Genomic DNA, 12,216 nt, shown 5'->3' with positions numbered 1-12,216 from the left:
AGAGAATTTTCAAATTCTGATAGGTTCTAGAATATATAACAATGATTCCAAATCATTCATCGGTATTTTTACAACAGATTCCATTTGAGACTGTTCAGAAGAAATAATCAACACACCTTCATTGTCTTCTTCATAACCCACTGCTTTAAATGAATAATTCGGATTAATAATTGCAAATTCTTTCTTTCCATCTTTAAACCATCCATAATTAGCTTCATAAATGATCTTATTTTCTAATATTTCAATCCTTTCTTCCCCATAAGTGTTCCATAAAGAAAGTCGAAGAAAGTAAAATCCCATCAATGAAAATAAACCTATTCCAATAAAATAACCAAAATGCAATCCGCTTCCCGTTAATACCCCAACCATCGTTCCCGCAATTGGAAATACAAAAAAAGCAAATGCAAAAAAGAACATTACAATTCTGACTGCAAACGGAGATTTTTTAACTTTTAGATTTAGAATGTTATTTTTAAAATTATATTGTTGCATCAAATTTAGTTTAAGATTTAATATTAGAAAAAAAATATCTTTTGCACTCCCCCTGAAAGATTTTTATATTTAAAAAAATCAGAGCAGGCACAATTATTCCAACCCATAAATGAAAAAACTTAAGAAGATTGTACTCTATTTCCAACCACAACCCTGTACAATAATAAAACAAGAACAATAATGTATAACCTTTAAAAAAAATCCCGAAAATTGTAATTATTCTCTTCATTTAACGTCCCAATTTACCATAACGTTGTTGTTCAGAAAAATATATGACTATCGTTTTTCCATTCTTTTTGTAGGGATAAAACAATTCATAATTCCCATCATGAGAACTATATCTTATTTCATCATTATTCTTTTCAAAAACAGTGTTTAAATATTGCCTTTCTTCTTGGGTTGTCTTATAAAGATACTCTGCCTTTTGTGGTTTTATAGTGTCTTTCAAATTTTCTCTAAAATATTCATTGAAGCCTAAGTAAACTGGAGATACTTTAATCGAATCTTTAACAATTACGGTTACATTCGGAAAATTTTTATCTGTTCCAGACAAAATTTCTAAAATAGATGCTGTCTCTTTAATGTAATTTTCTGAGAAAGTATAATTTACCAATTTATCACTATTTGCTTTATTGGTTTCAATTATAGATTTAGCCGACGCGACCAATAATTTTTCCTTTCTAGAAGAAGTCAAATAATCTCCTCCAAATAAAATTATGGCAATCAAAGGAAAAATTAAAAGTAAGGCTATAAATCTTATTTTATTTGATTTAGTATTTAAGGTATCTTGATTGTGTCGTTCCGCTATTCGTGTCAAATTAAACATTAGATTAACAATCAACGAACCAGTCATTAGAGCAAGAATTCCTAAAACGCTTAGGTAAAAAGTTTCAGTCATATTTTCTCTAAAAACTTTTAATCCAAATACCTGAATCATTATAAAAGTAAATACCCAATAGACCAATAAAAGTATGGCTACAATGCCGATGATATTACTTAATTTAACTATTTGTTTTGCGTTCATAAATGCTAATTATATTTAATTCTTTTGTCAAAATATCAATTTGTTTGGGATTAAAAATAGTACATTTTTTATTACAAAATAGTAACCAAACAATATTTCATTAGAAATAATTAAAGCAAAAAACTTCAATTTAAAAACGCAACATTCTCTAAAAAAACAGATTACTTTTTAATGTTCAAAACACATGAAATCTTTCAATTTTTAAATTTTCAAATCATTAAATTATACCCTATATTTGCTGTCGAATAAAAAAGAATATGGAACAATTTGTAGTATCGGCTCGTAAATATCGCCCACAAACCTTTAAGGATGTTGTAGGTCAGAAAGCCATTACCAACACTTTGTTGAATGCTATTGACAGCAACCATCTTGCTTCTGCCCTTTTATTCACCGGACCGCGTGGTGTTGGAAAAACAACCTGTGCACGTATTTTGGCCCGTAAAATAAACCAGCCAGGATATGACGATCCAAATGAAGATTTTGCTTTTAACGTTTTTGAGTTAGATGCGGCTTCAAACAACTCGGTTGATGATATCCGTAACCTTATTGATCAGGTTCGAATCCCGCCACAAACCGGGCAATACAAAGTCTATATTATTGACGAGGTTCATATGTTGTCTTCGGCAGCTTTTAATGCTTTTTTGAAAACATTAGAAGAACCGCCAAAACATGCTATTTTCATTTTAGCAACAACAGAGAAACACAAGATTATTCCAACGATTTTATCTCGTTGCCAGATATTTGATTTCAAAAGAATTACAGTAAAAGATGCTAAAGAACATTTGGCAGAAGTTGCTACAAGTCAGGGAATCAATTTTGAAGACGATGCTTTGCACATTATTGCTCAAAAAGCTGATGGTGCCATGCGTGACGCTTTATCTATTTTTGACCGTGTAGTTTCCTATTGCGGAACTAATTTAACACGTCAGGCTGTAACCGAAAACCTAAATGTTTTAGATTACGAAACTTACATTAGCATTACAGATTTACTTTTAGAAAATAAGATTCCTGAACTTTTATTGGCTTACAATGATATTTTGGCGAAAGGTTTTGACGGGCATCATTTTATTGCTGGTCTGGCTTCGCACTTTAGAGATTTATTAGTAAGCAAAACACCTGCAACTTTGAGTTTACTTGAAGTTGGCGAGCAAGCACAACAAATGTACGGTGTTCAGGCTCAAAAATGTTCTCAGGACTTTTTATTAAAAGGAATTGACATTGCCAACGATTCCGATTTAAAGTACAAACTGAGTCAGAACCAACGTCTTTTGGTCGAATTATGTTTGATGCAATTAGCCTCTATCAACTTTGATGGAGAAAAAAAAAAGTTGAGCAATTCATAATTCCGCCTACTTACTTTAAAAATGGAGGTTATTCTATAGTTGAAGTCAAAGGTCAAAACTCGAAAGTCGAAAGTCAAACTGAAACTTCAAATAATTCTTCTGAAACCTTAACGCCACAAAAAGAAGAAATAGTTTCAACTGCAAACGCTGAAAATCTAGTTTCTGCTACTGTTGAAAATACATCTTCAACTGAAAATCAACCTAAAAAGGTTTCTGCTTTTTCTCTCGCGAGTATTCGTGCGAAAAAAGAAATGGAAGAAAGCAACAAATCATATGTAAAGCCTACTTCAGTTTTACCTACAGAAGACTTTACAGAAACAGAAATGTTAGTACAGTGGAACAAATATGCACAACGTCTTGGTGAAAAAGGTTTCAAAATTATGGAATCGTTACTATTGATTAACGATCCAAAATTAAACGGCACCCAAATTACACTTGAATTGCCAAACGAGGGTTCTAAATTAGATTTTGAAGGTCAAATGAATGGTATTTTAGGACATTTGAGAGGACACCTACACAATCACGATATTACCATTGAAATTATTGTGAATGAGGCGATCGAAACCAAAAGAAGTTTTAATGATCAGGATCGCTACAATCGTTTATTAGAAATCAACCCAAATATTGAACTTTTACGTACAACGTTTGGATTGGATTTGCATACTTAGTTTTTGTTCGTAATATTGTTATTTATTTCTTAGTCCGAAATCATATACTTTATCGAGCCATTTTTCTCTTTGAGACTCATTAGATCCTTTTATAATTCCTATGTAGCTTACTTTTACTGGCTTTACACCGCAGAATTCCAGAGTTGATTTCTTTAACTGATTAACACTTGGCCTCGCATAAAACAATCTGTAATACCAGCCTGGTTGATCTAAAGTTGTTATAATGTGTGCTGATTTTCCTTTTAGAAGTTTATCCCACCAAACTGAGTTTTCACGGTATTGAAAAGCCATTCCGGGTAAAAACAAACGATCAATAAATCCTTTTGTAATTGCCGGAAGTCCGCCCCACCAAACAGGATGAATCCAGACTAAGTGATCCGCTCTCTGGATTTTTTCCCACGCTTCCAATAAATCAGTCTCTAAATCGGTTCTTTTTTGGTAGCCAAATTTCAAATTTGGACTAAAATTTAAACTAGCAATTGTAATTGTTTCTACTTGTGCACCAGAAGTGATAGCGCCTTTTTGGTAAGAATCCGCGATAGCAAAATTGAAGCTTTCCGAATTTGGATGTCCGTTTATAATAAGTATTTTTTTCATATTTACATTTTTTACAAAAATACTATTCACATGAAAAATGATACTGGACAAATGTCCTATAAAATAGCTTTCCGAATTCTGCTTAAATGCCTTGGCGTAATACCTAAATAAGAAGCAAGATACTGAAGCGGAATCAGCTGAATGTATTTTTGATGGTTTTTATACAACTCTTCATAACGTTCTTTCCCGGATAGTTTCTGAAAAGAAATCATTCTTTTTTGAAGCGTTACATATTCCATTTCAGTTAGCTTCCTACCTATTTCCTGCCAATGAATTCCAACTTTATAAAGCTTTTCTAAACTTTCACGAGTGATAATCTGTAATTCTGTATCGACCAAAGCCTCAATATTTTCCTGAGCTAATTCCCGCGTTATAAAACTGGAAAGTGAAGCCATAAATTCGTTTTCGAAAGCAAAACAATTCGTGATTTCATCTCCCTGATGATTAAAGAAATACGATCGTAAAATTCCGCTTTTTATAAAATAAATCTCATTACAAACCTGATTTTCGGTCAATAAAAATTCTCCTTTTTTAAGCTTTCTAAAGGTAATTAAATCATCTAATTGATCTAATTCAACTTGAGGTAAAATATGAATAGATTGAAAAACGGATTTCATTTTTAACATTATAATTTTGTAGTAAAAAATCTGTTTTATTCAAATGTTACTTCTTCAGTTGTCGCTTTTAAAATCTCATGATTTGATTTTTCAATTTCTATTGTAAACCTGTGTTTTTTAAAACTTTCGGGTTTTAAAGCTATTTTCATGGCATAAGTATTTAATGTAGCAGGATTTAAATCAGCCAGAAAACCTTCAACAAGCTTATCATTAACGTCATAACCATGTGCGATAACAATACTATTTAATTCAGAACCGGCTGGAAAATTGGCATTAAAAGCTGCATCACTTTTAATTGAAATTCTAATCAAGGGATATTTTTCACCTCCATATCCTTTTTGACATTTAGTTGTTGCATATATTGCATTCGAAAAGTTGAAATTTACCTTTTCTTCAGCCATATATTCACGATTATCCCAATCTATCTGATAACCGAACACTAATTTTTCACTTGCTACAACTTTAGGATAACCTACACTAGCAATTATCGTATGATAATCATAATATTTTTCGTGTGGACATTCAGGAAAGCAGGCATTCAACAATCCTAAAATATTAAAAGTCAAAAATAGTGTGAGTAGTCTTTTTTTCATCTTTGTCAAAATAGTTTTATAGTAACGAACTTACAACTATATTTTTACAATTCATTTTCTTTTCATTTTTAAGAAAATGTATGCCGTGACATCTTTATTTAGTAAAAACTTTTTCAATCCTTTTATCCGGAATAAGCCATGACATTGCAACAATAAAATAAGCTGCACCGGAAATCCATTCATTATAAAATGAAGCGACAATTCCAACGGTATATAAAACTACAGAAGCTTTTCCTTTTAAATCTTTTGCAAGCGCTTTTGCTAATACAGAATCTTTTCCTTCGACTTCTAATACCGTTTTTTGAAGAATCACGTAAGCAATAGCACAAAGCAATAAGATAGCCCCATAGAATGCCATTGCTGCTTTTGCAAAATTATGCTCACCCATCCAGCCTGTGGCCACAGGAACTAGTGATAACCAAAATAGCAAATGCAAATTCGCCCAAAGTATTTTTCCGTTTACCTTAGATAAACCATGAAGTAGATAATGGTGATTGTTCCAGTAAATTCCAACATAAATAAAACTCAAAATATAACTTAGAAACTTTGGAATAAGCGGTTTTAAATCGGCAAATTCATGTCCGTGAGGCACTTTAATCTCCAAAATCATTATAGTTATAATGATTGCTAAAACGCCATCACTAAAAGCTTCGAGTCTGGTTTTATTCATTTTTAAGATATTACTGTTGTGTATTTTTTTTCCACAGTTTAAAAGATTTTTTACAGATTTTTTAATCGTTTGAATCTGTGAAATCTGTGGCTATTTTTATTAAATTTTACCGTAGTACATTGCTTTTACGATACCATCGGAAAGTCCGATTTTTGGAACGTAAATTTGGCGTGCCCCGCTCCACTTCATTGCGTTAAGATAAATTCTTGTTGCGTGGATAATTACGTCGGCACGGTCAGAGTTCAATCCAAGTTCGGCGATTCTTTGTTCGTATGTTAACGAATTCAGGAAAGCATATTGCGAATTGATGTAAATGTATGAAAGCGGTTTTTCCTGCTGTTTTCCAGACATTTTAAACAACTTATTGATATTTCCGCCAGAACCAATCAATGTTACTTCTTCATAATCTGCCGTATTGGTTTTAATCCATTTTTCGATTTCATCCCAAACAACGTCGCACACCATATCATTTAACAAACGAACTGTTCCGGCTTTAAACGATCTTGAATTAATCATTTTTCCGTCGGAGAATAAAGTAAATTCGGTACTTCCACCACCAACATCAACAAATAAATAAGTTTCGTCCGTTTTTAATAGGTGATGCAAATCTGTAGAAGCAATAATAGCAGCTTCTTTTTTTCCATCAATGATTTCAATTTTTATGTCAGCTTTTTTCTTAATCAAAGCGACAACTTCTTTGGCATTATACGCTTCACGCATTGCCGAAGTGGCAAACGCCATATAACGTTCTACTTTATGTACTTTCATCAAAAGATTAAATGCTTTCATGGCATCAACCATTCGATCTATATTTTCTTCTGAAATTTCGCCTACAGTAAAGGCATCTTGTCCCAAACGAATTGGTACACGAACAAGGGAACTTTTATTAAATTGTGGTTCTTTGCCTTCTTGTTCTACAACATTCGATATCAGCAGCCTCATGGCATTTGATCCGATATCTATTGCTGCAAACTTCTTTATATTAATCATGCTCACTTATGATTTGAAATTGATTTTGGTTTTTATTAATTTATTTTCTGAGGAACCTCTTCTAATACCGCAATTTTATTTTGGTAGTATTTGTAGGTTTCAAGCTGAGCTCTAAATGGGGCATGATGATTTCTAGGCTTGTATTTATTATCTAATTTATAGGAATGATATCTCACTTTAACATTCCCTTTCCATGCAATATTAAAATTATCAATCAGTTCTTTTTTAATTTCCAGATCATAAATAGGGCATGTGACCTCTACTCTTCCGTCCAGGTTTCTGGTCATAAAATCGGCAGATGAAATATAAACTTCGGTTAAACCTGCATTTCCAAAAATATAAACTCTTGAGTGTTCCAGATAATTATCAACAATACTAATAGCTTCGATGTTTTCGCTCATTCCCGGAATTCCCGGAATTAAAGAGCAAATCCCCCTAACCTGTAACTGAATTTTTACTCCGGCATTACTTGCTTCGTATAATTTATCGATCATTTTAAAATCAGACAAACTATTCATTTTAAGTTTAATATGTGTTTTTCTACCGGCAAGAGCATGCAAAATTTCACGATCAATCAGTTTGACAAACTTGGTTCTGGTATAGTGTGGCGATACAATTAAATGTTTGTATCGGTGTACTCTGTAATTAATATCGAAAAATTCAAATATTTTAGAAATGTCTTTCAGAATTCCCTGATGACAAGTAAAAAGTGTGACATCTGTGTAAATTTTAGCCGTAGATTCGTTGAAATTTCCGGTTGAAATAAACCCGTAACGCCTTGTTTTTCCGTCTTCAACTCTTTCAATAACACATATTTTACTGTGTACTTTTAATCCTTTAATTCCGAAAATAAGATTAATTCCTTCTGTCTGCATTTGTTCAGCATACGAGATATTGGTTGCTTCATCAAAACGAGCCTGCAATTCAATTTGAACTGTTACTTTTTTACCATTTTTTGCTGCATTAATCAAAGAACTGATAATCTGCGAATTCTTAGCTAAACGATATAAAGTAATCTTTATACTGGTTACTGTAGGATCTAAAGCCGCCTCACGCAAAAACTTTGTCAAATAAGAGAATGATTGATATGGAGCATGTAATAAATAGTCTTTTTTATTGATTTTCTCCAATATACTTCCTCCCAAACTTAGCCCTGGAATTGGCAATGGTTCATTTGGTTTATAGAGTAGATCGTATCGTCCTAAATTTGGAAAATTCATATAATCACGACGATTATGATATCTTCCTCCCGGAATAATACTATCTGTCTCAACAATTTTCATTTTATCCAAAAAGAAACGCAAAGTATCTTCTTCAATTAAATTATCATAAATAAAACGCACAGGTTCACCTATCCTCCTGTCTTTTACCGAAGAAGCAATTTTCTCGAGCATACTTTTACTCAAATCACTATCGATATCCAACTGTGCATCACGGGTAATTTTAATCATGTGTGCCGAAACACTTTTATAATCGAAAATATTGAAGATATTCTTCAAATTATAACGAATTACATCATCAATCAAAATAACATAATGTTTATCATCATGCGATGGTAGAACCACAAATCTGTTTATTGTTTTTGGAATTTCGATAACTGCATAACGAACTTCATCATTTTGATTCATCTCTAATCGAACAGCCAAATATCCCAAAGTATCTTTAAGAATAGGAAATTCCGCTAAATCATTCAAGATGATAGTTACGAGTTCGGGACTCAATTTCTGAATAAAAAAGTCTTTCAGAAATCTTTCCTGATCCTGCGTAATTTGATCTTCATTGATGATAAATATGTTTTCAGCTTCCAATTCAGCTTCGATATTACCTAAAATACGAAGACTTTCAGATTGCTGCTGAATAACTATTTCTGTAATATCTTTTACTAATTGATGGGCAGAAACGCCGCCTAAATATTTTTCACCAGAAATTCCTGAAAGGCTTAGTCTACGGATTGCGGCATAACGAACTCTAAAAAACTCATCTAAATTGTTCGAAAAAATTCCAACAAAACGCAACCTGTCTAAAAGTGGAACCGTGTTATCTGCAGCTTCCTGAAGCACTCTTGCATTAAACGCTAACCAACTTTTTTCTCTATCGATATATTTCTGTTCGTACACTTTATTTATTTTAAATCTTTGGGGAAAATTGTTTTATGGGTTTTGCCTTTATTGATGTTATCCCAGCTTTCACTGTCAAATTGTAATGATACAAAACCTGAAGTCGGGACGTTTTCGATAAAAACATCCCCAAATTTATTAACAAAATTTGTAATAGCCTCGTTATGTCCAAAAAGAATAACGCTTTCGAAACTATTATCACATGATTTAATAACCTTTTCGAGCTGTCTTTCATCAAAAGTATAAAGATCGTCTTTATAAACGATACTCTCAATAGGATATGAAATATTTTGGGCAAAAATTAAAGCAGTCTCTGAGGCACGCGCTGCAGTACTACTCCATATTATATATGTTTTTGGAAGATATTTTGAAATATTGGCCGATACATCATGCGCATCTAAAATCCCTCTTTTCATTAAAGGTCTGTCAAAGTCTTTTAAAGGTGCTTCCCAACTTGATTTAGCATGACGTATTAAGATTAAATTTTTCATAGGCTGAAGTATTTAGAAACATCAAAAAAAGAAGTTCTGATTTATTGAAGTTCTAATTTACAAAAGAAATTTTAATAGTTCTCACTTTTTTATTTCTGTTAACATTTCGTCCAAAATTTTAACAAGAAGAACGAAGATGCCGAAATGAAGAAAATCAAAAAATAAAAATGTCCAATTTTCAAAAAAAGTGTACTTCATCTATTAAACCGTTCACTTAGTCGATTTATTTAAATTAATAAATACAACATCAATTATCTGATTATCAATAATTTACAATAGATAGAAAAATATTTTTTAAGTAAAAAAAGTAAAAAAAAGGCATTTTTTAATTTGTTAGAAATGGCATAAAAAAATGCTTTTTTGATCATTATTTAACAAAAAAAATACCTTTCAACGAGTTTTTAGGTTAGTTACAGACAAAAAAAATCAAAATAAAACAGTCTATATAACTTTGATTATGTTAAAAATCAACAAAAACCAAAAAACAAAAACCCAAGTTATGAGAACTAAAACTACTCTAATAAAAGCTGTAAAATTTGTCAACAATTGTAAGTTTATTTTTTCGTTCAGAAACAATATCTTCCAAAAAAACATTTTTTCAATACTGTTCTGTTTCATTATACTTATTTCATTTGAACAAGCCGGGTATCTCGATCTTAATCTAAAGATTGAAAACAACAGAAGTAATAAAACTTCTTCTTTAGACAGCTACAGCAATTCAAATATTCCAAACATTACGCTTATTAGGCCTTTTACAGATTCTTTTAAAAGCACTATAACGGAATATCGTATTGCTTTTCAATATGGTCCTAACCATTCTATTACTACATAATTCATTTCATTTAAAAAATTAAAAGAAATACGCTCCCAAACGAAAACAGGAAAAAGTCTCTTTAAACATCAGTTCCTTGTTATTGCCGATCGATAATTTTTAATCAAAACAAAACTGATTAAAAAAAAATATAAGTCTCATAATAAAAGTATTAAAGTTTTAAAAATTAGAGATTATGAAAAACATTACTTCTTCTTTAAAAAATATCAATATTAAAGGCGTTTTTATAGCGTTACTTTTAATATTTATTACAAGTGGCTATTCTCAAGGTACATATGATGGAGATTACTGCCCAGGACCCAACGCAGTTGGTGATGAATATGCAACCGGAACTGTTTATAGCACAGTATTATCAGCTAACCCTTCTTCAACGTGCAATATTGGAACGATTCACGCTAAAGTTGATACTCAAAATCAAGTATTAAGATTAGGTATGGACATTGGTAATGGCGGTTCGGCACTTTTTAGATTATACTTAGATACCAATAATAATCCTTTAACCGGATTAACTTCAGATGCATTTGGAGGCACCATTAGTGTTGCTGGTGCTGAATATATCTTAGAAATTAATTCTAACGGAAGTGGTTTTACTTTATACACGGGAAGCGGAAATACTAAAACTCAAACTAACGTTATCCCTGCGGGTCTTGCTGTTCAGGCTGGTAACGCCAATTGTAATTCTGGTGCTACATTCTTAGAGTTTAATATTCCTTTTGGAAGTTTGGGAATCAACATTTGTGATCCTAATAACCCTGGTATAATCAATATTGCAAAATTAGCTTCTGTTAGCGGTAACTCACCTAATTCAAGTTCCTGTATTAATGTCCCACTTACTTTTGGAATTCCACTAAAAGGAATAGTTGGACCAAACTCAACTATTTGTTCAGGAGCTAGCACCGCTTTAACAATAACTGGTCTAAATGCTAATTCTACTGTAACTAAATGGCAATCATCTATCTCTCCATTTTCAGTTTGGGTAGATATCGCTAATACAGCAGGTTTAACAGTTTATAATACCGCTAATTTAACAGAAACTACGAAATTCAGAGCAATATTTTCTAATTCAGGCTTATGCTCTGGAAATAATATTGCTACAAATGAAGCAACCGTAACAGTAAAAGCTCCAACTAGTTGTTCTATTACTGGTACTGCTGGTCCTGTATGTTTGACTTCTTCCAATGTTTATACAGCTCCAGCCAATATGACTACCTATGCGTGGTCTTTACCTCCTGCAACTGCAAATGGCGCCACCATAACATCTGCTACAAATGCACAAAATGTAACTGTTCAGGCTGGTTCTGTTTGTAACGCAACGTTCAAATTAGTACTAACTACTACTTTAGACGGATGCAGTTCTACTTGTGAAAAAATAGTTACTGTTAACGACACAACAGCACCAATCTGGACAACTGCTGCAGGATCACTTAATGCAACTTTGCAATGTAGTGACGCTGCCGGTTTAGCAACTGCTCAGGCTAATGCGCCTGTAGCAACAGATAGTTGTGGAGGAACAGTCACTTATAACAAAATAGGTGGTCAGTTTGTAGCATCTCTATCTTGTAGCAATGCAGGAACGTACACTAATACCTGGACTGCAACTGATGCATGTACAAATATCTCTACTGTCTTTACTCAGATCATCACTATCGAAGATACTACAGCTCCGACATGGACAACTGCTGCCACTGCTCTTAATGTAACTTTAGAATGTAGTGATACTCAAGGATTGGCCAATGCACAAGCTGCCCTACCGATTGCAGCTGATTTATGTGATGCCGATGT

General features: G+C 32.5%; 13 protein-coding genes. 4 read left to right on the top strand and 9 right to left on the bottom strand.

Annotated features, from left to right (window positions below; translation table 11 throughout):
• Positions 1 to 9 precede the first annotated feature (9 nt).
• The gene (locus Q7C23_RS19960) at positions 10 to 492 is read right to left on the bottom strand and encodes a hypothetical protein (RefSeq protein ID WP_375034149.1); all 483 of its coding nucleotides are present in this window, start codon (positions 490 to 492) and stop codon (positions 10 to 12) included.
• A 229-nt stretch (positions 493 to 721) separates the two neighbouring features.
• Positions 722 to 1,516 carry a hypothetical protein gene (locus Q7C23_RS19955; protein WP_375034148.1) on the bottom strand — a complete coding sequence of 265 codons (795 nt, stop codon included), beginning with the start codon at positions 1,514 to 1,516 and terminating at the stop codon, positions 722 to 724.
• A gap of 257 nt (positions 1,517 to 1,773) precedes the next feature.
• On the opposite strand from Q7C23_RS19955, the gene dnaX reads away from it, so the two are divergent.
• Both dnaX and Q7C23_RS19945 read left to right on the top strand, forming a co-directional pair.
• Complete coding sequence (gene dnaX, locus Q7C23_RS19950) at positions 1,774 to 2,859, top strand: DNA polymerase III subunit gamma/tau (protein WP_375034147.1); 1,086 nt, start codon at positions 1,774 to 1,776, stop codon at positions 2,857 to 2,859.
• Positions 2,860 to 3,110: 251 nt separating this feature from the next.
• Complete coding sequence (locus tag Q7C23_RS19945) at positions 3,111 to 3,527, top strand: DNA polymerase III subunit gamma/tau (RefSeq protein WP_375034146.1); 417 nt, start codon at positions 3,111 to 3,113, stop codon at positions 3,525 to 3,527.
• Between the two features lie 18 nt (positions 3,528 to 3,545).
• On the opposite strand, the gene Q7C23_RS19940 is transcribed toward Q7C23_RS19945, so the two are convergent.
• The 7 genes from Q7C23_RS19940 to Q7C23_RS19910 form a co-directional block, all read right to left on the bottom strand.
• Positions 3,546 to 4,124, bottom strand: coding sequence for an NAD(P)H-dependent oxidoreductase (locus Q7C23_RS19940; protein WP_375034145.1), 579 nt, complete (start codon positions 4,122 to 4,124; stop codon positions 3,546 to 3,548).
• A 56-nt stretch (positions 4,125 to 4,180) separates the two neighbouring features.
• Positions 4,181 to 4,741, bottom strand: a complete 561-nt coding sequence (locus Q7C23_RS19935) for a Crp/Fnr family transcriptional regulator (protein ID WP_375034144.1) — start codon at positions 4,739 to 4,741, stop codon at positions 4,181 to 4,183.
• A gap of 35 nt (positions 4,742 to 4,776) precedes the next feature.
• Complete coding sequence (locus Q7C23_RS19930) at positions 4,777 to 5,334, bottom strand: hypothetical protein (protein WP_375034143.1); 558 nt, start codon at positions 5,332 to 5,334, stop codon at positions 4,777 to 4,779.
• 94 nt (positions 5,335 to 5,428) lie between these two features.
• A complete protein-coding gene (locus Q7C23_RS19925) occupies positions 5,429 to 6,004 on the bottom strand; it encodes a TMEM175 family protein (RefSeq protein WP_375034142.1) in 576 nt (191 codons plus the stop codon).
• A gap of 99 nt (positions 6,005 to 6,103) precedes the next feature.
• Positions 6,104 to 6,994, bottom strand: coding sequence for a Ppx/GppA phosphatase family protein (locus Q7C23_RS19920; RefSeq protein WP_072976074.1), 891 nt, complete (start codon positions 6,992 to 6,994; stop codon positions 6,104 to 6,106).
• A gap of 35 nt (positions 6,995 to 7,029) precedes the next feature.
• On the bottom strand, positions 7,030 to 9,111 hold the full coding sequence (gene ppk1 / locus Q7C23_RS19915) for a polyphosphate kinase 1 (protein WP_375034141.1): 2,082 nt from the start codon (positions 9,109 to 9,111) through the stop codon (positions 7,030 to 7,032).
• Positions 9,112 to 9,116: 5 nt separating this feature from the next.
• Complete coding sequence (locus tag Q7C23_RS19910; protein ID WP_074663548.1) at positions 9,117 to 9,602, bottom strand: histidine phosphatase family protein; 486 nt, start codon at positions 9,600 to 9,602, stop codon at positions 9,117 to 9,119.
• A 499-nt stretch (positions 9,603 to 10,101) separates the two neighbouring features.
• Between Q7C23_RS19910 and Q7C23_RS19905 the strand changes: the two genes are divergently transcribed.
• Together Q7C23_RS19905 and Q7C23_RS19900 are read left to right on the top strand one after the other, a co-directional pair.
• Entirely contained in the window at positions 10,102 to 10,434 is a 333-nt protein-coding gene (locus tag Q7C23_RS19905; protein WP_375034140.1) for a hypothetical protein, read from the top strand.
• A gap of 175 nt (positions 10,435 to 10,609) precedes the next feature.
• On the top strand, positions 10,610 to 12,216 hold a 1,607-nt coding region (locus Q7C23_RS19900; RefSeq protein ID WP_375034139.1), incomplete at its 3' end, for a hypothetical protein.

Source organism: Flavobacterium sp. LAR06 (genome assembly GCF_041946075.1).
Lineage (GTDB): Bacteria > Bacteroidota > Bacteroidia > Flavobacteriales > Flavobacteriaceae > Flavobacterium.
The sequence above is the reverse complement of the archived record's forward strand: the minus strand, read 5'-3'. Positions and strand labels throughout refer to the sequence as shown.

Bases quoted from the DNA above. Each gene is read 5' to 3' on its own strand.
- Q7C23_RS19960 (WP_375034149.1), bottom strand. From the start codon at position 492: ATGCAACAATATAATTTTAAAAATAACATTCTAAATCTAAAAGTTAAA.
- Q7C23_RS19955 (WP_375034148.1), bottom strand. From the start codon at position 1,516: ATGAACGCAAAACAAATAGTTAAATTAAGTAATATCATCGGCATTGTA.
- dnaX (WP_375034147.1), top strand. From the start codon at position 1,774: ATGGAACAATTTGTAGTATCGGCTCGTAAATATCGCCCACAAACCTTT.
- Q7C23_RS19945 (WP_375034146.1), top strand. From the start codon at position 3,111: ATGGAAGAAAGCAACAAATCATATGTAAAGCCTACTTCAGTTTTACCT.
- Q7C23_RS19940 (WP_375034145.1), bottom strand. From the start codon at position 4,124: ATGAAAAAAATACTTATTATAAACGGACATCCAAATTCGGAAAGCTTC.
- Q7C23_RS19935 (WP_375034144.1), bottom strand. From the start codon at position 4,741: ATGAAATCCGTTTTTCAATCTATTCATATTTTACCTCAAGTTGAATTA.
- Q7C23_RS19930 (WP_375034143.1), bottom strand. From the start codon at position 5,334: ATGAAAAAAAGACTACTCACACTATTTTTGACTTTTAATATTTTAGGA.
- Q7C23_RS19925 (WP_375034142.1), bottom strand. From the start codon at position 6,004: ATGAATAAAACCAGACTCGAAGCTTTTAGTGATGGCGTTTTAGCAATC.
- Q7C23_RS19920 (WP_072976074.1), bottom strand. From the start codon at position 6,994: ATGATTAATATAAAGAAGTTTGCAGCAATAGATATCGGATCAAATGCC.
- Q7C23_RS19910 (WP_074663548.1), bottom strand. From the start codon at position 9,602: ATGAAAAATTTAATCTTAATACGTCATGCTAAATCAAGTTGGGAAGCA.
- Q7C23_RS19905 (WP_375034140.1), top strand. From the start codon at position 10,102: ATGAGAACTAAAACTACTCTAATAAAAGCTGTAAAATTTGTCAACAAT.